The organism is Achromobacter mucicolens (genome assembly GCF_029866465.1).
GTDB classification, from domain to species: Bacteria; Pseudomonadota; Gammaproteobacteria; order Burkholderiales; family Burkholderiaceae_B; genus Achromobacter; species Achromobacter mucicolens.
The window spans coordinates 4,172,277-4,196,050 of sequence record NZ_CP123364.1; the positions used below are offsets into that span (position 1 = coordinate 4,172,277).

The following is a 23,774-nucleotide window of genomic DNA, read 5'->3' on the forward strand; positions in this document are numbered from 1 at the left end:
TCCACAGCCGATCCGGTGTAAAAAAACAGCAGTCCAAATGCGGACTGCCTGAGCGCCGACAGTGTAAAGGAGCCGCTTGGTGAGTACGCCCGACCAATTCCACGCCCTGATGCGCGATGTGACGCGCCTGACGGCCGGCCAGCCGCTGGACGCGGCGCTGCAGGCCCGGCTCAACCAGGCGGCCGGCCCAGAGAGCGCCCTGTTCCAGGACATCTTTGCCACCTGTAGGCAGGGCGTGGCCGACGGCTGGATGTGCAACCGCGAAGGCGGCGGCATCAAGTACGGCCGGGTCATCAAGCCCGCCGACGACCTGGGCGGCTGCTCGGTGGACGTCGTCGACATGAATGACCTGGCCGGCCCGCACCACGCCCATCCCAACGGCGAGATCGACATGATCATGCCGCTTACCGAAGACGCGCGCTTTGACGGCCACGGCGCGGGCTGGCTGGTCTACGGACCGGGCTCGGCCCACCGCCCCACCGTCACGCGCGGCCGGGCCCTCGTGCTGTATCTGCTGCCCGGCGGGGCCATCGAATTCACGCGCCCCGGCTGAAAACCGGCCCGGACGCCGCAACCGTGCCGCCAACAACAACCACAGGCACGGCGTCCATCCACCAGGACACCAGGAGACAACCGTGAATACCTGCCCCGCCGAACTGAATTTCGCCAGCCATCTTGCCGCGCTGAACGCACCGCGCGCCGCCAAGCCGGCCTACATCGACGACACGCGCCAGCTCACGTATGGCGAGCTGGCCGAGCGGGTAGCCCGCATGGCGGGCGCACTGCGCAACCTGGGCCTGCGCCGCGAGGAACGCATCCTGGTGCTGATGCAGGACACGGCCGACTGGCCGGTGGCGTTTCTGGGCGCCCTGCACGCCGGCGTGGTGCCCGTGGCCGTCAATACCCTGCTCACCGCGGACGATTACGCCTACATCATTGCGCACAGCCGCGTGCGGGCCGTGTTCGTGTCCGGCGCCCTGCTGCCGGTGCTGCAAGCGGCGCTGGCTCAGGCGCCGGCGGATGTCGAACATCTGGTGGTGTCGCAGCCCGGCGCGGCCTTGCCCGAGGGCGCCCACGCGTTCGACACGCTGCTGGCCGCCGCCCCGCTGTCTCCCGCCGCACGCACGCTGTCGGACGAAATCGCATTCTGGCTGTATTCGTCCGGCTCGACGGGCAAGCCCAAAGGCGTGGTCCACACCCACGGCAACCTCTGGCACACGGCGGAACTGTATGCCAAGCCCGTGCTCGGCATCCGCGAAAGCGACGTGGTGTTCTCCGCCGCGAAGCTGTTCTTCGCATACGGCCTGGGCAACGGCCTGACCTTTCCGCTGTCGGTGGGCGCCACGGTCGTGCTGATGGCCGAGCGCCCCACCCCGCAGGCCGTGTTCCAGCGGCTGGTGCGGCATCGCCCCACCGTGTTCTACGGTGTGCCGACCCTGTATGCCAGCATGCTGGCCTCGCCCGACCTGCCGCCCCGCGAGCAGGTGGCGATGCGCGTCTGCACATCCGCCGGCGAAGCCTTGCCGCGCGATATCGGCGAGCGCTTCACGCGCCATTTCGGCTGTGAAATCCTGGACGGCATCGGCTCGACCGAGATGCTGCACATCTTCATTTCCAACCGCTCGGGGCAATTGCGCTACGGCACCACGGGCAAGCCCGTGCCGGGCTATGAGGTGCAGCTGCGCGACGACAACGGCGCGCCCGTCGCGCCCGGGGCCATCGGCGATCTATACATCAAGGGGCCCAGCGCCGCGCTGATGTACTGGAACAACCGCGACAAGACGCGCCAGTGCTTTCTCGGCGACTGGTTAAAGAGCGGCGACAAATACGTTTGCGATCCGGATGGCTACTACACCTATGCCGGTCGCAGCGACGACATGATCAAGGTCAGCGGCCAGTACGTGTCGCCGGTAGAGGTCGAGAACATCCTGATCCAGCACGAGGCGGTGCTGGAAGCGGCCGTGATCGGGGTCCCGGACCACGACGGGCTGGTCAAGACCAAGGCCTATGTGGTGCTGCGCGACGGCTTCGAACCGGACGCGCAGACGGGCGCCGCCTTGCAGCATTACGTGAAGCAACACCTGGCGCCCTTCAAGTATCCGCGCCAGATCGATTTCCTGGAGGAACTGCCCAAGACCGCCACCGGCAAGATCCAGCGCTTTCGCCTGCGGGCGCTGGAAGAGGCATCGCTATGACGGCGGCCGCCGACTCGGATACGGTCTTTGCCGGCGTCCACGCGCGCGGCCGCGACCTGCGGCTGGAATGCCGCTGGATCGCGCCGCAGCGCACCGATGCCCCGCTCATCGTCTTTCTGCATGAAGGGTTGGGATCGATATCGATGTGGAAGGACTGGCCCACGCAGGTGTGCGAGGCGGCCGGCTGCCGCGGGCTGGTGTATTCGCGCTACGGATACGGCCGGTCCACCGCTCGCCCGCAGGAGGATGCGTGGCCCGTGGACTTCATGCACCGTGAGGCGCACGACGTCCTGCCGGCCTTGCTGGAGGTCCTGGGCGTGAACGCGCGCCGCGACAAGCCGGTGCTGTTCGGCCACAGCGACGGCGGCTCGATCGCGTTGCTTTACGCCGCCCGGTATCCGGACGCGGTCGCCGGTGTGATCGCGGCAGCCCCCCACATCCTTGTCGAAGAGGTGTCCGTCACCAGCATCGCGGCCGCGCGCCGCGCCTATCTGGAATCGGATCTGCGCGCGCGGCTGGGCCGCCATCACCAGGATGTCGACTCCGCGTTCTGGGGCTGGAACGACATCTGGCTGAACCCGGAATTTCGCGCCTGGAACATCGAGGACGATCTGAGCCGCATCACCTGTCCCGTGCTGGCCATTCAGGGCACCGGCGACGAATACGGCACGCTGGCGCAGGTGCACGGCATCCGCCGGCGCGCGCCGCAAACCGAACTGCTGGAGATTCCGGATTGCGGCCATTCGCCGCACCGGGATCAGCCCGCCACCGTTATCCAGGCCGTCGCACGCTTTGTCGGCGCGCTGGAAAAACCCGGTTGACCCAGGCCCTGCTGCCGGCCCAGGCGTCCGCCCATAACAAGCACGGAGACAAACCATGAACCACGTCCTGACCCGGGCCGCGCTAGCCGCCGCCCTGACGATCGCCGCAAGCGGCGCGCATGCCGACGACAAGCTCAAGGTCGGCTTCATGCTGCCCTACAGCGGCACGTTTGCCGCGCTGGGCAACGCCATCGAGAACGGCTTCAAGCTCTACGTTGCCGAGCAAGGCGGCAAGCTGGGCGGACGCGAGATCGAATACTTCAAGGTGGACGACGAATCCAATCCGGCCAAGGCCGCCGAGAACGCCAACCGCCTCATCAAGCGCGATCAGGTCGACGTGCTGATCGGCACCGTGCATTCGGGCGTGGCGATGGCGCTGGCCAAGGCGGCCAAGGACGCCGACACCACGCTGATCGTCACCAACGCGGGCGCCAACGCGATCACCGGTCCGCTGTGCGGCCCGGGCATCTTCCGCACCTCGTTCACCAACTGGCAGCCGGCCTACGCCATGGGCCCGGTGGCGTACGCCAAGGGCCACAAGACCGCCGTGACCATCACCTGGAAGTACGCCGCGGGCGACGAGGCCATCGGCGGCTTCAAGGAAGGTTTCGAGAAGGCCGGCGGCAAGGTCGTGCGCGAACTGAGCCTGCCGTTTCCCAACGTGGAATTCCAGTCGCTCCTGACAGAGATCGCCGCGCTCAAGCCCGACATGGTGTTCACCTTTTTTGCCGGCGGCGGCGCCGTGAAGTTCGTGCAGGACTACCACGCGGCCGGCCTGGACAAGACGATCCCGCTGTACGGCTCGGGCTTTTTGACGGACGGCACGCTGCAGGCGCAGGGCGCATCGGCGCAGGGGCTCTTGACCACGCTGCATTACGCCGACGGCCTGAACACGCCGCGCGACAACGCGTTCCGCGCCGATTATTCCAAGGCGTACAAGATGCAGCCGGACGTCTACGCGGTGCAAGGCTATGACGCCGCGCAGCTCATGCAGTCGGGCCTTGCCGCCGTGAAGGGCGACTTCACGAAGAAGGACGACTTCCGCAGCGCGATGCGCACGGCCACCGTGGACAGCCCGCGCGGCACATTCACGTTGTCCAAGGCCGGCAACCCGGTGCAGGACATCTACCTGCGCCGCGTCGACGGTCTGGAAAACAAGGTCGTCGAGGTCGCGGTGCAGAAGCTGGCCGACCCCGCCCGCGGCTGCAAGCTGTAGCCCGCCGAACGCGTCCGCCACGGGAGGCCCCATGGACATCAGCATCCTGCTCATCCAGAGCCTGAACGCATTCCAGTACGGCTTGCTGCTGTTCCTGGTGGCCAGCGGCTTGACGCTGATCTTCGGGATCATGGGCATCATCAACCTGGCGCACGGCAGCTTCTACATGATCGGCGCGTACATGGCGTTCGCGCTGGGCCCGCTGGTCGACCGCTGGCTGGGCGGCGGGTTTCTCACCACGCTGGCCGTCTGCGTGCTGGCGGCCGGCGTGATGGGATACCTGCTGGAAGCCGCGTTCTTCAGCTACCTGTACAAGCGCAATCACCTGCAGCAGGTGCTGATGACGTACGGCCTGATCCTGGTGTTCGAGGAACTGCGCAGCATTCTGGTGGGCAACGACGTGCATGGCGTGCCGCTGCCCGAATGGCTGCGCGGCAGCATTGCGCTGGGCGACGTGATGACCTATCCCGTCTACCGCCTTTTCATTTCCGCCGTGGGCATTGTCGTCGCGCTGCTGCTGTACTGGATGATCTCGCGCACACGGCTGGGCATGATGCTGCGCGCCGGCGCCAGCAACCGCGAAATGATCAGCTCGCTGGGCATCGACATCAACAAGCTCTACCGCGTCGTGTTCGCCGCGGGCGTGGCGCTGGCGGCGCTGGCCGGCAGCATCGCCGCGCCCGTGTCGTCCGTGTATCCCGGCATGGGCAACGGCGTGCTCATCATCTGTTTCGTGGTGGTGGTGATCGGCGGCATCGGGTCGATTCGCGGCGCCTTCCTGGCCGCGATGCTGGTCGGCTTTGCCGAAACCTTCGGCCAGGTGCTGTTCCCATCTGCCGCGGGTGTGCTGGTCTATCTGCTGATGGCCTTCATTCTGCTTTGCAAGCCCGAAGGGCTGTTCAAACAGGGCTAGGTCCTGTCGACCTCAAAAGGACCCACGCATGCGCGCGCCTCTGCTCAACCGACTTTTGCCCATCGCCACGCTACTGGCGCTGGCGGCCTTTTCCTTCAGCGCCAGCGATTATTACACCGGCCTGGCGGTGAAGATCATGATCTACGCGATCTTCGCGCTCAGCCTGCAACTGCTGGTGGGCGGCGCGGGGTTGGTGAGCCTGGGACACGCGGCGTTCTTCGGCATCGGCGCCTACGTGGCGGCGCTGTTGTCGCCCGAATCGGAAGCGGCCAGCCTGTGGTGGCTGCTGCCCGCCGCCCTTCTGGCAGCCGCCGCGTATGCCCTGGTGACCGGGGCACTGGCCCTGCGCACGCGCGGCGTGTACTTCATCATGGTCACGCTGGCGTTTTCGCAGATGGCGTATTACGTGTTCCACGACACCAAGATCGGCGGCGGCAGCGACGGCATCTACCTGTATTTCCGGCCGGAACTCTCATTGGGCGGCTGGATGCCGTTCGATCTGGGCAACGCCGGCACGTTCTATTTCTTTGTCCTTGCCTGCCTGGCGCTGACGTGGGGCTTTCTGGCGTTGCTGCGCCGCTCGCCATTCGGCGCGGCGCTTGCCGGCATCCGCATCAACGAACAGCGCATGCGCGCGGCAGGCTATTCGACCTATCCGTACAAGCTCGCCGCCTATGTCGTCGGTGCCACGCTGGCCGGCCTGGCGGGCTTTCTGTTCGCGCTGAAAGATGGCTTCGTCACGCCGGAGCTGTTGGCCTGGGAACAGTCGGGGCTGGTGCTCCTGATGGTCATCCTGGGCGGCATGGGCAGCCTGGGCGGCGCGGTGCTGGGCACGGTGACGATGGTGATGCTGCAAGAGCTGTTCCAGTCGCAGGACCTGTTTGGCGATTACGCGCGCCATTGGCACCTGCCGCTGGGCCTGACGATCATCGCGCTGGTGGCGCTGTTGCCGAACGGGCTGGCAGGTTTGCCGGCCCAATGGCGCGAACGCCGCCAGGCGCGCGCCGCGGACGTTCGCAAAGACGCGGCGCCCCCGGCCCGCGCGGAAAGCAAACCGGCGGCCGCGCGCCTGCCCATCCAGGGAGAACGCCATGTCTGATGTCCTGCTCTCGGCCGCCGCGGTCACGCGCCGCTTCGGCGGTCTTACCGCGGTCAACGGCGTGTCGCTCGATCTGCTGCGCGGCCAGGTGCATGCCGTGATCGGCACCAACGGCGCGGGCAAGTCCACGCTCATCAACATCCTGTCGGGTGAACTGGCGGCCAGCAGCGGCCAGGTCACGCTGGGCAGCCGCGACATCACCGCCTGGCCTCAGCCCGAACGGGCGCGCGCAGGGCTGGGCCGCAGCTACCAGCGATCCACGATCTTTCCTGAACTGAGTGTGTTTGAAAACTGCCGGCTGGCCGCGCAGGCCAGCCGGCAGCGCTTCTGGCACTGGTGGCGCGATGCCGCCAGCTGCCGGCGCAGCGCCGAATTGGCGGGCGCGGCGCTGCACCGCACGGGCCTGACCGGCGACGCGCGGCAACCGGCCGGCCTGCTGCCGCACGGCCGCAAGCGCCAACTTGAGATCGCCATGTGCCTGGCGGGCGAGCCGCAGGTGCTGCTGCTGGACGAACCGCTGGCGGGCATGGGCCCGGAGGAAACCGACCGCATCCTGGCTCTGCTGCAGACACTGAAGGCCGGCCACGCCATCCTGCTGGTCGAGCACGACATGGACGCCGTGTTCCGCATCGCCGAAACCATCACCGTCATGGTCAACGGCAGCGCCATCGCCAGCGGCGCCCCCGCGCAGATTCGCGCCAATCCGGAGGTGCGCACCGCCTACCTGGGCGAAGACGGACAAGGAGCACATTGATGCACGCCCTGATCGAAGCAGACGGCCTGCACGTGTACTACGGCGCCAGCCATGTGCTGCGGGGCGTGGACATGCACATCGCGCCGGGCGAATCCGTGGGACTGGTGGGCCGCAATGGCATGGGCAAAACCACGCTCATCCGCAGCCTGATGGGCCACGTGAAAAGCGCCCAAGGCAACGTGCGCGTGCGCGGCAGCGACTGTACCCACGCGCAGCCCTATGCGATCGCGCGGATGGGGGTGGCCTATGTGCCCGAGGGCCGCGGCATCTTTCCCAACCTGAACGTGCGCGAGAACCTGCAGGTGGCGGCGCGCCCGGGCAAGCGCGCGGGCCAGGACTGGACCTATGCGCGTGTGCTGGACACGTTTCCCCGGCTGCGCGAACGCCTCGCCCACGGCGGCCAGCAGTTGTCGGGCGGCGAACAGCAGATGCTGGCCATCGGCCGCGCGCTGATGACCAACCCCGACCTCCTGATTCTGGACGAAGCCACCGAGGGCCTGGCGCCGCTGATCGTGGCGGAGATCTGGCGCATCATCCGCGAGATCCGCGCCACCGGCATGTCCACGCTGATCGTGGACCGCAACTACCGCGCGGTGCTGGAACACACCGACCGGTGCCTGGTGATGGAAAAGGGATTGATCGTGCAGGATGGCGACAGCGCGTCGCTGGCCCGGCAGCCCGAGCAGTTGACGCGCTATCTGGGGGTGTAGCGGCGCGGCGCGTGGGGAGAACGCCCGCGCCGCCGGGGCAACCGTCAGATCACGGCTTCGATCAGGAAAGGACCGCGCCGCTTCAGGCCCTCGGCCAGCGCGCGCGCGAAGCCTTCAACCGTATCCACGCTGACCGCTTCCACGCCCATGCCGCGGGCCAGATGGGTCCATTCAAGATGCGGGTCCTGCAGGTCCAGCATGCGGCGCGCATTGCGGCCGGGTTCCTGCACGCCCACGTTCTTCATCTCGCCATGCAGCGTGGCGTACGAACGGTTGGCCAGGATGATGGTGAGGCAATCCAGATTTTCGCGCGCCTGCGTCCACAAGGCTTGCAGCGTGTACATGCCGCTGCCGTCCGCCTGCAAGGTCACCACCTTGCGGTCGGGGCACGCCACTGCCGCGCCCGTCGCCAGCGGCAGGCCGATGCCGATCGCGCCGCCCGTCAGCATCAGCCAGTCGTGCGGCGCGCTGCTGACGCTGTACAGCGGAAACTCGCGGCCTTGCGTGATGGACTCGTCGCAGACGATGGCCTGCTCGGGCAGATGATGCGCGACCAGGATGTTGACGGCGGCGCCGGTCAGCTTGCCGGACGCGGGCACTTCATAACTGGCGGCGGGCGCCGTCAAACGCGGCGCATCGGCGGCGATGCCCAGTTCGTCGGCCAGCCACTCCAGCGCGTGCGGCAGGTCCTGGTCGGCCGTGGCCAGCACCACCTGGTTGCTGTCCTGCGGCGCCAGCAGGCTGGGCTTGCCGGGATAGGCAAAGAAGCCGACCGGCGACTTGGCGCCCGCCAGCACCAGGTGCTTGACGTCCTTGAGCTTGGCGACGGCCAGATCGATCGGATACGGCAGACGGTCCACCGGGGTGCGCGAGCCGCCGCGCTCGATGCGGCGGTTCGACGTCTCCGATACCAGACGCACGCCGGTCGCGCGTGCAATGCGCCCCGCCGCGTTCAATGCGCGCTCGCGCAACGCGGCGCCGCCCAGCATCAGCACGGTGACTTCGCCCGAGCGGATGGCCGCCGCGGCGGCGCGCACGGCATCGGCGGTGGTCTGCGCCAGCGCGTCGTCCTTGGCCACGATGGGCGCGGGCGCGTTATCGGGCAGTTCGGTCCAGGCCGTGTCGGCCGGCAGGATCAGGGTGGCGATGTTGCCCGGCGCGCGGCGCGCCACGGCGACGGCCTCGGCGGCATCCGCGGACAGGGCCGAGGCCGTCATGGTGCGCTTGACCCAGTGCGACATCGGCCGGGCCACGCCCTCCACGTCGCTGGTCAGCGGCGCGTCGTACTGGACGTGATACGTGGCGTGGTCGCCCACGATGTTGACCATGGGTGTGCGCGCGCGCTTGGCGTTGTGCAGGTTGGCAAGGCCATTGCCCAAGCCCGGGCCCAGATGCAGCAACGTCGCCGCCGGCTTGTCGGCCATGCGGGCGTAGCCGTCGGCGGCGCCAGTCACCACGCCTTCAAACAGGCCCAGCACGCAGCGCATCTTGGGCTTGCGATCCAGGGCCGCCACAAAGTGCATCTCGGATGTGCCCGGATTTGCAAAGCAAACGTCCACATCATTGGCAAGCAAGGTGTCGCAGAGGCTGTCGGCGCCGTTCATCGTTGTTTCCCTGGTAGTTATCAATGGCAGTGCGGGTGGCATGGCCACCCGCGCAACGGACATCATAGGGAGCCTGGCGGATTCGCGATAGAGCCATTTACGATCGGGCGCATGGAACCATTCCGGACGGGGTTCCGTTTGGCGGAACAGACCAGGGCGGCGTCCGGGGAGCGGACGGCCGCGCCGGGTTCGGGCGCCGTCAGAACGTGGCGCGCAGCGCGAGGCGGAAGGTGCGCGGCTGACCGAAGTAATTCCAGTAGTTGGTGTTGCCCACGGACTGGTAATAATTCCGGTCAAAGAGGTTGTCCACGTTGAACTGCACCGCCAGGTTCTTGTTGACGTCGTAGACCGCATGCAGGCCGACCAGCGTGTACGCGCCCTGCGAGATTCGGTATTCGTCCTCATCCGGACCGCTGGCGTTGAAGATGCCGCTTTGCGCGTAGACCGAGCCGCCCACGCGCAGCTTGTTCCATTGGTCGGGCAGACGGTAGTCGGTGGACACCTTCAGCAGATGGCGCGGGTAGGTGCTGGCGAACGTCTGGCCCGACTGCGGTCCCTGCGCGTACTTCGACTGCGTGTAGGTATAGCCCAGGCTGACGTTCCAGGCCGGCGTGATCGCGCCATTGATCTCGAAGTCCACCCCGCGGTTGCGCACCTTCTCGGCGGGGCGGTAGCAGGAAAAGATGCCTGGCGGGCACAGGTCGCTGTGGTCGATCAGGTCGGCCAGGCCCTTCTGGTCCGTCTGGAACAGCGCCAACGCGGCGTTCACCCGGCGGTCCATGAACTCGCCCTTCAGGCCGATCTCGTAGTTCTGCCCCGTCATCGGCGGCAGCACGCCGCCGTCGACGCCGATGTTTTCCTGCGGCTTGAAGATTTCGGTATAGCTGGCGTAGGCCGACAGGTTTTCGTTCAGGTCCTGCACCACGCCCGCATACGGCGTGACCTTGCCGCGCTGCTCATAGCGGCTTTCGGTGCGCACGGTGGTCTGCGCAAAGCGGTCGAATTCGAACCAGCTCCTGCGCGCGCCCAGGATGAAGGTCGTGCTGTCGGTCAGGCTGAAGCGGCCGGCGGTGTAGATGCCTTGTTGCTTCTGCGTGATGTTGTACTGCCACATGTGCGCGTCCAGCCCGGTCGGCGCGGGCGGATTGAAGGCTCCCAGGTCGTTCATGTCGACGAGGTAGCGATAGCTGGCGTCGCGCCCGCCGTGATAGTCGAAGTCGTCCTGGCGGGTGGTGGCGCCCACCACCAGCTCATGCTGGCGGCCCAGCAGCTGGAACGGGCCGGACGCGTAGGCGTCCACGCCCCATTGCGTGTCGTCGTACTGGAACAGGCGCGGGTTCAGCGTGAAGGTGTCGCCCGTCGTGCGTTGTGTGTAGTTGCCCAGGAAGTCCGACTTGGCGGACAGCCAGTTCCCGGCCACGGTCAGTTTCCAGCCATTGCCGAATTCGTGCTTGATGTCGGCGAACAGGTTGGTGTTGCGCTTGTTCAGGTAATTCCAGTCGCCGACCAGGGCGGTCTTGCGCGACATCGGGTAGAACGAGCCGTCAGCCCGCGTCGGCAATCCGGACCAGTCATAACCCTGGTTGCGGTCCTTCTGGTACGTCAGGCCGGCCGTCACCGTGGTGGCGGGCGTGATGTCGGCCTCCAGGATGCCGTAGAAGAGCGAGTTTTCCTTGCCCGCCCGTTGCTGGAAGTCGCCCGCGTTGGTGTAGGCCATCACGGCGCGGCCGCGCAGCGTCTTGGCCTCATTCAAGGGCGAGGACACGTCCAGCATCGTGCGGTAGTCGTCCCACGACCCCGCCGACAGCGTCATGACGCCTGTGGTCTCGTAGCCGGGCCGCTTGCGCACCAGGTTGATGGCGGCCGCCGGATTGCCTGCGCCCTCCAGCAAGCCCGTGGCGCCGCGCACGACTTCCACGCGGTCATAGATCTCGGTGGTGGGCTTGTTGATGGCGTCGAACGAGTACGCGTTGCTGATGTTGGCCGGCACGCCGTCGATCTGCAGGTTGTCGATGAGCTGGCCGCGCGCCTGATACACCGAACGCTCCGAGCCGTTCTGCACCACTGAAATGCCGGTGGTCGCCTGCAGCACGTCGTCCAGATTCTGCATGGACTGGTCGTCCATGCGCTGGCGCGTCACCACTGTCACGGATTGCGGCGTTTCGCGCGGCGACAGGTTCAGGCGCGTGGCGCTGTTGGTGACCAGCACCACGTACGTGCCGCTGGTGTCCACCGGCGGCAGCATGCCGGATACAGTGACCGGCGCGAGGGTCGTGGTCTGTGCAGCCGGCGCGCGCCGCAAGGTCAGCGTGCCATCTGCCGCGCGCGCGGATTCCAGGCCGCTGCCGGCCAGTGCCACACGCAGCGCCGCATCCATCGTGTAGACGCCCTGCACGGCCGGGGCATTCAGGCCGCGCACGAGGTGCGGGTCGTAGGACACCACGGTCCGGGTCAGCCGCGCAATCTCGGTCAGCGTGGCGTCCAGGCTGCCGGCGGGCAGGTCGAATGCGATGGGCGCCCGGGGCTGGGCGTGGGCCGGCTGGCCCAGGCTGGATGCCGCCAGGACCACGGCAAGGCTAAGGACGCGGGGAACAGGCAAAACGCGCATGAGGGTCTCCGATACGTTGCGCACAGTGATATGTGGGTATGTGCCGCGAGATCGGAAAAGTGACAGTGCTCGTGCGAAAAAAGTGAAAGAAACGGGTCAGGCCGGCCGGGCGTCGATCAAAGTGAGCCAGCGCGTATAGCGGCTGACCGTGATCGGCAGCGTGTGTTCCAGCGCGCTCAGCGCGCGGTCGGTGTCGTCCAGCGGATAGAGACCGGACACCGCCAGGCGGGCGGCCTGCGGGCTGACGCGCAGCACGCCTGTGCGGTAGCTGGCCAGCGCCGCGGCAATCTCGCCGAGCGGCTGGTCGCGCACCTTCAGCCATCCCTCGCGCCACGACGCGGCGTCTTCCATCGCTTGCGGGCGTTCCGCCCAGGCGGCGCCAAAACGCGCGCCCTGCCCCATCGCCAGCATCAGCGGGGACGCATCGCGCGGAAGGACTTCGACGCTGCTCTGCAACGCCACGGCCAGGCTGGCTTCCTCTTCCAGCCGCACCATGCAGCCCGCGCCCGCGCTGCGGACCTGCCCGTGCGCCGTATGCACCGCAAACATCGCGGAAAGACCGGTGCGCGGCTGCACCACCAACGCCCCTTCCAGCAACCGCACGTTGCGCGCGTCCGCCGTGAAATCCAGATCCACGCGGCTGCGCGCGTCCAGGGTCAGCAGGCTGCCGTCCGGCAGCGTGTAGGTCCGACGTTCGCCCGTGGCCGTGCCGAGATCGGCCGTAAGATTGCCCAGCGGCGTGATGCGATTGGCCACCCAGCCGCCCGCCGCCGCGGCGCCGGCCAAGGCGGCCGCGTTAAGCAGCACGCGACGCCGCGCCGGGCGCACCAGCGTGCGACGCAGCGCGTGGCGCTCGTTCTTCATGACCGATTCCAGCCGCCCCACGGACTGGCTAAGGCCCTGCTGCAGCCGCGCCCAGGCATGTTCATGGGCCGGATCGGCCGCGCGCCAGGCGGCACAGGCGGCGTGATCGGCATCCGTCGCCTCGCCCGAGGTCAGCTTGACCCAGAAGCCGATCGCCCGGTCCCCGGCCTCGGCCACGGTTTGCTCGCGACTCATGGCGCGTCCGCCAGCGCGTAGCAGCGCTGCAGCGCCTGCGCGATGTACTGGCGCACCATGCTGACCGACACGCCCAGCGCGGCGGCGATCTCCTTGTGGGTCAGGCCATCGAGTTGGCTGTATAGAAACGCGGCGCGCGCCTTCGCCGACAGGCCGTCGAGCATCTGGTCCACCTGCTGCAGGGTCTGCAGGATCGCAAGCTGCTCCTGCGGCGACGGGGCAAACTGCTCGCCCTGGAGGAACAGGCTTTCCAGCCACGCGGCTTCCAGCTCGCGGCGGCGCCACAGTTTCCAGACGAGGCGTTTGGCGATGGTGATGATGAGGGCGCGCGGCTCGCGCACGGAGTCGAGCCGCGGCGTCTGGATGAGCTGGACGAACGTGTCGCCGGCGACGTCTTCGGCGTCTTCGAGGTTGCGCAGCCGGGTGTAGAGCCTGCCCAGCAGCCATGGCCTGTCTTCGGTGTAGATCCGGGCCAGCAGAGGATGGTCCGAGGTAATCGTGGAAGGCGGAAGCATGGCGCGGCGGGCGGTATCTGCAAATGGGAATCGCTCGCATTCTATCGCAGACGTGCCGAGGCGTCCCCTTTCCGGCAGGAGCAATATCCACCCGCGGGGCGCGCCCAAAAACGGCAAGGCCTCCCGAGGGAGGCCTTGCGCGGATCAAATGGACCGGTAAATCCGTCCGCTATGCGTGTTCACGCTTCAACGGATCGGCCACGGATACATCGCGCCGCCCTGGTTCCACAGCGCGTTCGTGCCGCGCTGCAGGCCCAGCTTGCTGTCCTTGCCCACGTTGCGCTCGAAGATTTCGCTGTAGTTGCCCACCGCCTTGATGGCGTTGTAGGCCCATTTTTCATCCAGGCCCATGTTCTTGCCGGCGCCCGGCGTCACGCCCAGGATGCGCAGGACGTTGGGATTCTTGCTCTTGAGCATTTCATCCACGTTCTTTTGCGTGATGCCGTATTCCTCGGCTTCCAGCAGCGCGAACAGCGTCCAGCGCACGATGCCCAGCCAGTTTTCGTCGCCCTGGCGGACCATGGGACCCAGCGGCTCCTTGGAAAAGCGCTCGGGCAGGATTTCGTAGTCGTTGGGGTTGGCGACCTGCGTGGCGCGCACGGCGGCCAGTTGCGAGGCGTCGTCCGTGAAGGCGTCGCAGCGGCCGGATTCAAAGGCGCGCACGACTTCGGTCACCTTGTCGATCACGACCGGCTTGAACTCGATGTTGTTGGCGCGGAACCAGTCGGCCAGGTTCAGTTCGGTGGTTGTCCCGGGCTGCACGCAGACGGTGGCGCCGTTCAGTTCCTTGGCGCTCTTGACGCCCAGTTTCTTGCTGACCAGGATGCCCTGGCCGTCATAGAAGCTGGCGGCCACGGCGGACAGGCCGAGCGACGTGTCGCGCGTCTGCGTCAGCGTCACGGTGCGCAGCAGCACGTCGACTTCGCCCGACTGCAGCGCCGTGAAGCGCTGCTGGGTGGAGAGCGCGGTGCCCTTGAACTTGGAGGCATCGCCAAACACCGCCGCCGCCACGGCACGGCAGATGTCCACGTCCATGCCTTCCCATTCGCCCTTGCTGTTCGTCGCGGAGAATCCGGAGACGCCGTCCGTCAGGCCGCACTGCACGAATCCCTTCTTTTTCACCGCGTCCAGCGTGGGACCGGCCATCGCCGCCTGGGACGCGCAGGCCAGGGCAATCGCGCCGGCCGCAACCATCAATTTCCGCTTCATGTTCTGCTTCTCCTGAGATAGATGGCCGCTCTGGGCTCGTAACCGGGAGCGGCTGAAACCGGGTCCCGCCTTACTGGACCGGCCGCCAGATTAAGGCATGTCCACACCGTGAACAACGCACGAATCCCTAGTGAAAACCCGTAAGACGCGTCGTCCGCGAACGACCCCGCTCTGTCCGGTGATCGAACTTTATTGCCACGGCGCCCCGCCGCCCCGCACATCCCCGCGTGCCATACTTTTTTTGCGTCTTTGTCCGATAGTCAGCAAAGCCGCAGCCCTTTAAAAAAGCCGGTCGCGTCACACAAAAACCCGGACGCGCACCGCTAATCGGCCGATTCATGGAGGAGACAAGTCCATGGCAAAAGCAAGCAAGTCGCAGCCCCTTCGCCCGGCGGCCACTGACCGCCGCCAGGCTCTCAGAAACCTGCTCGTCGCCGCGCTGGCCGCGAGCGGTCTGGCCGCCGGCCCCGCCCTCGCGGCCGACAACTGGCCCAGCAAGCCCATCAAGATCATCGTGCCGTACACGCCGGGCGGATCCACCGACATCGTGACGCGCATCGTGATGGAAAAACTGGGGCCGCGGCTGAACCAGACCATCGTCGTCGAGAACCGTCCCGGCGCCAACAGCAGCCTGGGATCGGCGCTTGCCGCCAAGGCCGAGCCCGACGGCTACACGTTCCTGTCGATGCTGCCGGCCTACATCATCAACTTCCACCTCTACAAGCTGGGTTACACGCCCGCGGACCTGACGCCGGTCGTGCAGATGGCGGACCTGCCGCTGTTTCTGTTCGTGGCGAACGAGCTGCCGGTCAAGAACGTGGCCGAACTGGTCGCCTATGCGCGCAAGAATCCCGACAAGCTCACCTACGCGTCCAGCGGCAACGGTTCCAGCGCGCATCTGACCGGCGCCGACTTCGCGCTGCAGAACAAGATCACGATGACCCACGTGGCCTACAAGGGCAGCGCGCCGATCCTGACGGACCTGCTGGGCAATCGCGTGTCCATGGTGTTCGATCCCGTGCTGGTGCCGATGCAGTACGTCAAGCAGAACCGCCTGAAGGCGCTGGCGTTCACGGGCAAGGAACGTTGGCCCACGGAACCTGACATTCCCACGATGGAAGAAGCCGGCATGCCGGGTTTCGTCACCGGCTCGTGGGCCGGACTGATGGCGCCCGCCAATACGCCCAAGCCGATCATCGAACGCATGGCGCGTGAGATCAGCGAAATCGTCAAGGAACCCGACGTGCGGCAGAAGTTCGTGGATGCGGGCTTCTTGCCGGTGGGCGGCACGCCGGCGCAGTTTGCCGAATTGATGAAGAAGGACTCGGCGCGCTACGCCGAGATCATCAAGCAGGCCAACATCACCGTGAACTGAGCGGGGCGGGCGCCGCGGCGCCCGCCCCATCGGAGCCCTCCATGATCGACAAGTTCATCGACACCCCCGCGGCCGCCGTGGCGGACATCCACGATGGCGCCACCGTGCTGATCAGCGGGTTCGGCGGCGCCGGCATGCCCACCGAACTGATCCATGCGCTCATCGACCAGGGCGCGCGCGACCTGACCGTGGTCAGCAACAATGCGGGCAACCACGAAACGGGCCTGGCCGCGCTGGTCAAGGCCGGGCGCGTGCGCAAGGTCATCTGCTCGTTTCCGAAGGCGTCTCACTCCTGGGTCTTCGACGCGCTCTACCGCGAAGGCCGCATCGAACTGGAATGCGTGCCGCAAGGCACCATCGCCGAACGCCTGCGCGCGGCCGGCGCCGGGCTGGGCGGCTTTTTCACGCCCACCGCGTACGGCACCGAGCTTGCGCGCGGCAAGGAGACCCGCATCATCAACGGCCGCGGCCATGTGTTCGAAGAACCCTTGCACGGCGACTTCGCGCTGGTCAAGGCCGACCGTGGCGACCGCTGGGGCAACCTCACCTACAACATGAGCGCGCGCAACTTCGGTCCCATCATGTGCATGGCCGCCCGGACGACCATCGTGCAGGTGCGCGCCAAGGCCGAACTGGGCGAACTGCCGCCCGAGGCGGTGGTGACGCCGGGCATCTTCGTCAAGCGCGTCACCGAAGTGCCCAACGCCGCCTTTTCCAGCTGACGCAATCCTTCAAGCAGGAGTCCGCATGTTTCGTCCCCTGACCCGCGAAGCCATGGCGCGCCGCCTGGCCCTGGACATCCCCGACGGCAGCTACGTGAACCTGGGCATCGGCATGCCCGTGCTGGTGGCCGCCCACCTGCCCGAAGGCCGCGAGATCGTGCTGCACAGCGAGAACGGCATTCTTGGCATGGGCCCGCCCCCGGCCGAGGCCGACATCAACCTGGACCTCATCAACGCGGGCAAGCAGCCCGTGACGCTGTTGACGGGCGGGTCGTATTTCCATCATGCGGACTCGTTCGCGATGATGCGCGGCGGCCACCTGGACATCTGTGTCATGGGCGGCATGCAGGTCGCCGCCAACGGCGACCTGGCCAACTGGTCGCTCAACAAGCCGGACGAAGCGCCGGCCGTGGGCGGCGCGATGGACCTGGCCGTCGGCGCACGCAGCGTGTTCATCATGATGGAGCACAACAGCAGGAACGGCGATCCCAAGATCGTCGAGCGCTGCACCTATCCGCTTACCGGCGCCGGCGTGGTGGACCGCATCTACACCGACCTCGCGGTCATCGACGTGACGCCGGACGGGCTTGTCGTCCGGGATATGATCGACGGCATGACCCTGACCGAATTGCAGGCGCGCACCGGCGCGCCGCTGCGTGCCGGCTGATGCTGCCGAACCTGCCTCCGCCGGGCTACGCCGCGCCGCCCGCGGCCGAAGACCATCCCGACCAGCTGCGCGGCGATCCGGACTACATGCTGACGCTGGCGCGCGGCCTGCACGTCATACGCGCGTTCGGCACCCCCGCCATCCCCAGACCGCCGCCGAACTGAGCCGGCGCGCCAACTTGCCGCGCGCGGTGGTGCAGCGCTGCCTGCACACGCTGATCCTGCTGGGCATGGCCGAACAGCATGGCCGGCTGTACGTGCTGACGCCGCGCATCCTGGGGCTGGGCTACGCGTATTTTTCGTCCACGCCGTTCGTCTCGCTGGCGCAGCCCGTGCTGGAGGAACTGAGCGCCACCGTGAACGAGACCTGCGCGCTCGCCATCATGGAAGGCCACGAGATGCTGTACCTGGCGCGTTCGGAGGTGAACCGCCTGCTGGCCACGTCGATGGGTCTGGGAAGCCGCTTGCCGGCGTATTGCACGTCCATCGGGCGCGTGTTGCTGGCAGAGTTGCCCGAGCCCGCGCTGGCAAGGTATTTCGCGGCAACCGACCTGCAGCCCTACACCGAATTCACGTTGACCACCGAGGCAAAACTGCGTGCGGAACTGGCGCGCATCCGCGAGCAGGGATACGCGGTGGTCGACCAGGAACTGGAATTGAATGTGCGCGCGATTTCGGTGGTCGTGCGCTCGGCCAGCGGCAAGGCGTGCGGCGCCGTGAACGTCAGCGTGAAGGCCGCGCGCGTGCCGCTCGAGCGCTTGCAGGAAGAATTCCTGCCGCCCTTGCGGCAGGCTGTTGAACGGATCGGGGAATTCCTGGCCGCCTGAGCGGCCAGGCTACAGGCCGGTGGTGTCCAGCGTGAAGGCGGCGGCGGCACGGCCGATGCGGTCGTTGACCGCGTGCCAGTCGTCGGTGGCGGGCGGCGCCTGCACGATGATGCGCGCATAGCCCTGCCCGTCCAGATCGCGCAGCAGGCCATACAGCGCCTGCGCGTAACGGGCCGGGTCCGCCGGCACCGCTTGCCATTGCACGCGCGCATCGACGGCGGCGGGCTGCGGGCCGTAGGCCACCAGCACGACGCGCCCTTCTGGCAGGTTGCGTCCCAGCACCACTTCCTGCATGCGCGCGTCGCTTGCCAGTTCCAGCGGCGTGCGCGGCGCGTAATGCGCCTTCAGCGTGCCCGAGGCGCGCGGCGCCGCGGCGTCGGGCGCAAAGACCTGCACGCCCAGCACGGCTTCGATCTGCGCGGCGCTGATGTGGCCGGGCCGCAGCAGCACGGGCCCCGCGCCCGTGTCCAGGCGCGACAGATCCAGGATCGTGGACTCGATGCCCACCTCCGACGCGCCGCCTTCCAGCACGGGCATGCCGGCCGCGACTTCGTCCGGGAACTCGCTGCGCACATGCTCGGCGCGCGTGGGCGACACTTGCCCGAACTTGTTGGCGGACGGGGCAGCGACGCCGCCCTGCCCGTTCGGCTTGCCGGCGGCAAAAGCCGTCAGCAGCGCCTGCGCCACCGGATGCGAGGGACAGCGAATGCCGATGCTGTCCTGGCCGCCGCTCACCGTGTCCACGATATGCGGCGCGCGCTTGAGGATCAGGGTCAGCGGACCCGGCCAGAACGCGTTGATCAGCAGACGCGCCTCGGGCGGCACGTGCGCCGCCCAATACGACACATCGCCGTCGGGCGCGATATGCACGATGACGGGATGGTTCGACGGCCGGCCCTTGGCCGCGTAGATCTTGGCAACCGCCTGCGGATTTTCGGCATCCGCGCCCAGCCCGTAGACGGTCTCGGTCGGAAAGGCGGCCAGTTCGCCGTCCAGCATGCGCTGGGCGGCGTGGGCGATTTGCGCGGCGCTGGCGGTGGCGGGCGTGGAGGAGGACATCGGTTCGCCGCTTTATTCGGGCGCCTGCATGCCCAGCGCGGCCGCCACGCGGGCGGCATCGTCACGGGCCTGCTGCAGGGTGGCCGCCACGATGGTGACGTGCCCCATCTTGCGGCCCCGTCGCGCCTCGTGCTTGCCGTACAGATGCAGCTTGGCGGACGGCACCGCCAGCGCCGCGGCCCAGTCGGGCTCGCGTTGCGCGGTGTCGCTGTCGTTGGCGTACCAGATGTCGCCCAGGATGTTCAGCATGACGGCCGGGGCCAGGAGGTCGGTGCCGCCCAGCGGCAGGCCGGCCATGGCGCGCGCCTGCTGCTCGAACTGGCTGGTGACGCAGGCATCGATCGTGTAGTGGCCGCTGTTGTGCGGGCGCGGCGCGATCTCGTTGACGATGAGGCTGCCGTCATTGAGCACGAAAAATTCCACGCACAGCACGCCGTGGTAGCCCAGGCCCTGCGCGATGGCTTGCGCGGCCTCGGTGGCGCGCGCCTGGCGTTCGGCGTGGGCGGCGTCCTGCTGCACGGGCGCGGCGGTGGACACCGCCAGGATGCCGTCGCGGTGCACGTTGCGCGCCACGGGAAACACCACGCTGGCGCCGTCAAAGCCGCGCGCCAGCACCACCGAGATTTCGTAATCCAGCGGCATCAGCGCTTCCAGCACGCAGGCCACGCCCCCGAACTCGGCGAAGGCCGCGATGGCTTCTTCGCGGGTGTCGATGCGGGCCTGGCCCTTGCCGTCGTAACCCAGGCGGGCAACCTTGAGAATGCCGGGGAACAGGGCGTCGGACGCGGCGTGCAAGTCCGCCTCGCTGCGGATGGCGGCGTGCGGCGCAACCGGGATGCCTTGCGCGGCGATGAAGGTCTTTTCCGCGATACGGTCCTGCACGATCGCCACGGCGTCGCCCGCCGGGCTGACGCGGCAGCGGGTCGCCAGCGCGCGCAGGCTGTCGGCGGGCACGTTTTCGAATTCGGTGGTGACGGCCTGGCAGGTCTGCGCCAGGCGGGCCAGGCCGGCCTCGTCGTCATAGGCGGCCTGGATGTGCAGGTCGGCGACCATGCCGGCCGGGCACTCGGCGGCCGGATCCAGCACCGCCACCTTGTAGCCGAGGCTTTGCGCGGCGTGACAGAACATGCGGCCCAACTGCCCGCCGCCCAGCATGCCCAGCCAACCGCCGGGCGCAATCATGAAAGAAGTCGATTGAGTCATACGCGTCAGGCCTCGGGCGGAACTTTCATGTCGCGCGCGGCCTGCGTCTGGCGGGCGCGGAACGCCAGCAGCTTTGCGTGCAGGCCGGCGTCGGTGCCCGCCAGCGTGGCGATCACGTGCAGCGCGGCGTTGGCGGCGCCGGCTTCGCCGATGGCAAAGGTGGCGACCGGCACGCCCTTGGGCATCTGCACGATGGACAGCAGCGAGTCTTCGCCGCGCAGGTACTTGGACGGGACCGGCACACCGAACACCGGCACCTCGGTCAGGGCGGCCATCATGCCCGGCAGGTGCGCCGCGCCGCCAGCGCCGGCGATGATGCCGCGCAGACCGCGCTGGTGCGCGGCGGCGCCGTATTCGGCCATATCCTGCGGCATGCGGTGCGCGGAGATCACGCGCGCCTCGTAGGCAACGCCAAAATCCTCCAGCATCGTCACCGCGTGCTTCATGACCTCCCAATCGCTGGAAGATCCCATAATCACGCCCACCACGGGGGAGGCTTGCGCCGCTGCGGAAGTCTGGTCTGTCATAACCGGTGTCTAGTAGTTGAGACCACGGCGCACGCGCCGCGAAATGTCAGGAAACCGCGGGACCTGCCCGCGAAAGCCCGCTATTTTACCCGGCGCGGCGGCCCCTACGGCGTGGCCGCCGTTTGCAGCCAAAGGTAGCTGACCGGATCGTCGGGGCACGGGCCAAAGCCGCACTGCAGCGTGGTGCTGCCGGCGTTGGCCAGCGCGACGATGAAAAACAGGGCCATGACCACCATGCCCAGCGCCGACACGGGCTTCTTGAGCATGCTGTCGCCCCATTTGCGGTCCACACACAGCATCACGACGCAGAACACGATGATCGCCGTGAAGGCGACGAACGCCCACGTATAGAAATGCAGGCCAAGAAAGGGCGTGCCGTAGCCCGCATCGCCCGGCGCAATATGCAGCAGCACCTGACGCCCCGACGCAAGCATCCCGGCCAGCGCGCCCGCAATGCTCATCGCGTAGTGCATCGGCGACGGGCCGAGCCGCATGTTCAAGAGGAATCCCACGCCCGCAAGCATCAGCGCGACGCGCTGCAGCAGGCATAGCGGACATGGCAGTTCGTCGTAGGCGAATTGCCAGACAAAGGCCATGCAGAGGATGGCGGTGACCCCGAGCAGGGCCAGACCGTTGAGGATGCGTGAACCGCGCGCCGGGTTGCGTGAAAAGATCATTGCCGGCGCTTCACAGGGACAACGCCAGCGGACTGGTCATGTGGTAATTGCACCAGGCGGCAAAGATGACCAGGGTCAGCAGCCAGAACGTCACGCAGGGGCGGCGCCGGCCCACGAGCCCAAACCATACTGCCAGCGTCCCCGTCACAAAGGGCAGCATCATCACCATGCAGCGCTCCTTTTCTCGGAATTCCCGAACCAAGCAGCGCACGAGTATAGCGTAACAATCCGAAATAATTTCATGCGAAGACTGCGGGTTTGCCCGGGTGCCCGGCATGTGTATCAAGGCGCCGGTTGCACCGCTGCGGGCAAAAAAAAACCGCTCGGCAAGGAGCGGTTTTTTGGAAAGCAGGCCGATCAGGCGATCAGGCGGTCAAGCGCTTCGCGGTATTTGGCGGCGGTCTTTTCCAGCACGTCCTGCGGCAGGCGCGGCGCGGGCGGCGTCTTGTCCCACGTTTGCGTTTCAAGCCAGTCGCGCACGAACTGCTTGTCGAAGGACGGCGGGCTGATGCCCACGCGGTAGCCGTCGGCGGGCCAGAAGCGCGACGAATCGGGCGTCAGCACTTCGTCCATCAAGTGCAGCGTGCCATCGTCGTCCAGGCCGAATTCGAACTTGGTGTCGGCGATGATGATGCCCTTGGTCGCGGCAAAGGCGGCGGCCTCGGCGTACAGCTTGAGCGTGACGTCGCGGATGCGCTCGGCCATTTCCTGGCCGACTTCCTTGACCACGTGCGCGAAGTCCACGTTCTCGTCGTGCATGCCGAATTCGGCCTTGGCTGCGGGCGTGAAGATGGGCTCGGGCAGCTTGCTCGCTTGTTGCAAGCCCGCCGGCAGCTTGATGCCGCACACGGCGCCGGTCGCCTGGTAGTCCTTCCAGCCGGAACCGATCAGGTAACCGCGGGCCACCGCTTCGACCAGGATCGGCTTCAGACGCTTGACCACCACGGCGCGGCCACGCACCTGGTCGACCTCATCGGGCGCCACCACGTCCTCGGGTCTCACGCCGGTGGAGTGGTTGGGCAGGATGTGCGCCAGCTTCTGCAACCAGAATTCGGTCAGTTCGGTCAGCACCTGTCCCTTGCCGGGAATGGGGTCGTCAAGGATCACATCGAAGGCGGAAATGCGATCCGACGCGACGATCAGCAACTTGTCGTCGCCGACGGCGTACATATCGCGCACCTTGCCGCGTCCCAGCAGCGGCAGGGACTTGATGCTGGATTCATGCAAAGCAGAAGTCACGGGAATGGCCTATGGCAAAAATGAACATTCCCGCCACGGGCGGGCGCCAGGGCGGGAAGTGGAACGAAATCGGATACCGGGCAGGAGCGGCGCCGCGCGGCGGCTCCTGCAAAGCGCATAGATTACTGCAAATAAGTTCACCTTGCCGCAGGCCAGACCCCGGGTTAGGCTTTGATCCCCATCCATAATTCGCGCCGGCCGCCCCCGGGCGTCACGGCGCAACCCGTCCGGAGACAGAGTCGTATGCAGGATGCTTCCCCCAAGCGCATGCCCCACGCCGACGCGCAGGTGCACATGACAGGCGGCTGCCAGTGCGGCGCCATCCGCTACGCCCTCACGGACGAGCCCATCACCGCGGCGACCTGCCATTGCCGGGACTGCCAGTATTCCAGCGGCGGCGCTCCAGCCCACGCCCTGATCTTTCCCGCCGGCGCCGTCACGCTGCTGCGCGGCCAACCCAAGGAGCACCGCTACCAGGGCGACTCCGGCCACACCGTCATGCGCAGCTTCTGCCCGTCCTGTGGGACGCCGCTGTTCGGCGGCTCGGAAGGCATGGGCTATGAGGTGGTCCGCGCGGGGTCGCTGGACGATCCCGAGGCCTTTCATTCCAAGGTGAGCCTGTGGACGGACTCGGCGCCATCGTGGCACCACGTGGACCGGACGGTGCCGAGCTTTGGGCGCAATTCCCCGGCATAAGCGGCGCGCAACACGTCCACAAAACAAAAGGGCTGGCCCTCGCGGACCAGCCCTTTTTTGCCTGAGCCGCCTTCACAGGG

General features: G+C 67.2%; 23 protein-coding genes and 1 pseudogene. 13 read left to right on the top strand and 11 right to left on the bottom strand.

The window, feature by feature from the left end; translation table 11 throughout:
* Positions 1-79 precede the first annotated feature (79 nt).
* The 8 genes from QEP15_RS19095 to QEP15_RS19130 all read left to right on the top strand — a co-directional run bounded on the left by QEP15_RS19095 (position 80) and on the right by QEP15_RS19130 (position 7,708).
* A complete protein-coding gene (locus QEP15_RS19095; RefSeq protein ID WP_280147867.1) occupies positions 80-553 on the top strand; it encodes a DUF4863 family protein in 474 nt (157 codons plus the stop codon).
* A gap of 82 nt (positions 554-635) precedes the next feature.
* Positions 636-2,195: a benzoate-CoA ligase family protein gene (locus tag QEP15_RS19100; protein WP_279991221.1), complete on the top strand. Its 1,560-nt coding sequence runs from the start codon at positions 636-638 to the stop codon at positions 2,193-2,195.
* Entirely contained in the window at positions 2,192-3,016 is an 825-nt protein-coding gene (locus QEP15_RS19105; RefSeq protein ID WP_280147868.1) for an alpha/beta fold hydrolase, read from the top strand. Before QEP15_RS19100 ends, QEP15_RS19105 begins: the two co-directional genes overlap by 4 nt.
* Positions 3,017-3,071: 55 nt before the next feature.
* Positions 3,072-4,232, top strand: coding sequence for an ABC transporter substrate-binding protein (locus QEP15_RS19110; protein ID WP_152385307.1), 1,161 nt, complete (start codon positions 3,072-3,074; stop codon positions 4,230-4,232).
* Positions 4,233-4,263: 31 nt separating this feature from the next.
* The gene (locus QEP15_RS19115; protein WP_180098108.1) at positions 4,264-5,145 is read left to right on the top strand and encodes a branched-chain amino acid ABC transporter permease; all 882 of its coding nucleotides are present in this window, start codon (positions 4,264-4,266) and stop codon (positions 5,143-5,145) included.
* A 28-nt stretch (positions 5,146-5,173) separates the two neighbouring features.
* Positions 5,174-6,244: a branched-chain amino acid ABC transporter permease gene (locus QEP15_RS19120; RefSeq protein WP_280147869.1), complete on the top strand. Its 1,071-nt coding sequence runs from the start codon at positions 5,174-5,176 to the stop codon at positions 6,242-6,244.
* Entirely contained in the window at positions 6,237-6,998 is a 762-nt protein-coding gene (locus QEP15_RS19125) for an ABC transporter ATP-binding protein (protein ID WP_152385310.1), read from the top strand. The genes QEP15_RS19120 and QEP15_RS19125 overlap by 8 nt, the downstream gene beginning before the upstream one ends.
* Positions 6,998-7,708: an ABC transporter ATP-binding protein gene (locus QEP15_RS19130; protein WP_152385311.1), complete on the top strand. Its 711-nt coding sequence runs from the start codon at positions 6,998-7,000 to the stop codon at positions 7,706-7,708. The genes QEP15_RS19125 and QEP15_RS19130 overlap by 1 nt, the downstream gene beginning before the upstream one ends.
* A gap of 44 nt (positions 7,709-7,752) precedes the next feature.
* On the opposite strand, the gene QEP15_RS19135 is transcribed toward QEP15_RS19130, so the two are convergent.
* From QEP15_RS19135 to QEP15_RS19155, 5 genes are all read right to left on the bottom strand, one after another.
* Entirely contained in the window at positions 7,753-9,312 is a 1,560-nt protein-coding gene (locus tag QEP15_RS19135; protein ID WP_062841703.1) for an acetolactate synthase large subunit, read from the bottom strand.
* Between the two features lie 199 nt (positions 9,313-9,511).
* Positions 9,512-11,920, bottom strand: a complete 2,409-nt coding sequence (locus QEP15_RS19140) for a TonB-dependent siderophore receptor (RefSeq protein WP_280147870.1) — start codon at positions 11,918-11,920, stop codon at positions 9,512-9,514.
* A 96-nt stretch (positions 11,921-12,016) separates the two neighbouring features.
* Complete coding sequence (locus QEP15_RS19145; RefSeq protein ID WP_280147871.1) at positions 12,017-12,979, bottom strand: FecR domain-containing protein; 963 nt, start codon at positions 12,977-12,979, stop codon at positions 12,017-12,019.
* Positions 12,976-13,494 carry a sigma-70 family RNA polymerase sigma factor gene (locus QEP15_RS19150; RefSeq protein WP_175155097.1) on the bottom strand — a complete coding sequence of 173 codons (519 nt, stop codon included), beginning with the start codon at positions 13,492-13,494 and terminating at the stop codon, positions 12,976-12,978. Before QEP15_RS19150 ends, QEP15_RS19145 begins: the two co-directional genes overlap by 4 nt.
* Before the next feature lie 186 nt (positions 13,495-13,680).
* The gene (locus QEP15_RS19155; protein ID WP_056326734.1) at positions 13,681-14,703 is read right to left on the bottom strand and encodes an amino acid ABC transporter substrate-binding protein; all 1,023 of its coding nucleotides are present in this window, start codon (positions 14,701-14,703) and stop codon (positions 13,681-13,683) included.
* A gap of 355 nt (positions 14,704-15,058) precedes the next feature.
* On the opposite strand from QEP15_RS19155, the gene QEP15_RS19160 reads away from it, so the two are divergent.
* The 4 genes and pseudogenes from QEP15_RS19160 (at position 15,059) to QEP15_RS19180 (ending at position 18,293) form a co-directional block, all read left to right on the top strand.
* Positions 15,059-16,078 carry a Bug family tripartite tricarboxylate transporter substrate binding protein gene (locus tag QEP15_RS19160; protein WP_152385312.1) on the top strand — a complete coding sequence of 340 codons (1,020 nt, stop codon included), beginning with the start codon at positions 15,059-15,061 and terminating at the stop codon, positions 16,076-16,078.
* 41 nt (positions 16,079-16,119) lie between these two features.
* Positions 16,120-16,800 (top strand): 3-oxoacid CoA-transferase subunit A, encoded by a 681-nt coding sequence (locus tag QEP15_RS19165; protein ID WP_062841702.1) that lies wholly within the window; start codon positions 16,120-16,122, stop codon positions 16,798-16,800.
* A gap of 25 nt (positions 16,801-16,825) precedes the next feature.
* Positions 16,826-17,467 carry a 3-oxoacid CoA-transferase subunit B gene (locus QEP15_RS19170; protein ID WP_152385313.1) on the top strand — a complete coding sequence of 214 codons (642 nt, stop codon included), beginning with the start codon at positions 16,826-16,828 and terminating at the stop codon, positions 17,465-17,467.
* Positions 17,467-18,293: pseudogene (locus QEP15_RS19180) on the top strand (IclR family transcriptional regulator domain-containing protein). Before QEP15_RS19170 ends, QEP15_RS19180 begins: the two are co-directional and overlap by 1 nt.
* Positions 18,294-18,302: 9 nt before the next feature.
* Here the strand turns inward: QEP15_RS19180 and QEP15_RS19185 are convergent.
* The 6 genes from QEP15_RS19185 to QEP15_RS19210 all read right to left on the bottom strand — a co-directional run bounded on the left by QEP15_RS19185 (position 18,303) and on the right by QEP15_RS19210 (position 22,998).
* Entirely contained in the window at positions 18,303-19,352 is a 1,050-nt protein-coding gene (locus QEP15_RS19185; protein WP_152385314.1) for an L-threonylcarbamoyladenylate synthase, read from the bottom strand.
* A 12-nt stretch (positions 19,353-19,364) separates the two neighbouring features.
* Positions 19,365-20,555 (bottom strand): 5-(carboxyamino)imidazole ribonucleotide synthase, encoded by a 1,191-nt coding sequence (locus QEP15_RS19190; RefSeq protein WP_280147874.1) that lies wholly within the window; start codon positions 20,553-20,555, stop codon positions 19,365-19,367.
* Between the two features lie 5 nt (positions 20,556-20,560).
* A complete protein-coding gene (gene purE / locus QEP15_RS19195) occupies positions 20,561-21,082 on the bottom strand; it encodes a 5-(carboxyamino)imidazole ribonucleotide mutase (RefSeq protein ID WP_062841698.1) in 522 nt (173 codons plus the stop codon).
* A gap of 104 nt (positions 21,083-21,186) precedes the next feature.
* Positions 21,187-21,759: a disulfide bond formation protein B gene (locus tag QEP15_RS19200; protein WP_128827329.1), complete on the bottom strand. Its 573-nt coding sequence runs from the start codon at positions 21,757-21,759 to the stop codon at positions 21,187-21,189.
* Between the two features lie 10 nt (positions 21,760-21,769).
* Positions 21,770-21,928 carry a DUF5993 family protein gene (locus QEP15_RS19205; protein WP_167427990.1) on the bottom strand — a complete coding sequence of 53 codons (159 nt, stop codon included), beginning with the start codon at positions 21,926-21,928 and terminating at the stop codon, positions 21,770-21,772.
* Between the two features lie 188 nt (positions 21,929-22,116).
* Positions 22,117-22,998 (bottom strand): phosphoribosylaminoimidazolesuccinocarboxamide synthase, encoded by an 882-nt coding sequence (locus QEP15_RS19210; RefSeq protein ID WP_175155100.1) that lies wholly within the window; start codon positions 22,996-22,998, stop codon positions 22,117-22,119.
* Between the two features lie 243 nt (positions 22,999-23,241).
* Between QEP15_RS19210 and QEP15_RS19215 the strand changes: the two genes are divergently transcribed.
* Positions 23,242-23,694: a GFA family protein gene (locus QEP15_RS19215; protein WP_062841696.1), complete on the top strand. Its 453-nt coding sequence runs from the start codon at positions 23,242-23,244 to the stop codon at positions 23,692-23,694.
* Positions 23,695-23,774: the final 80 nt, after the last annotated feature.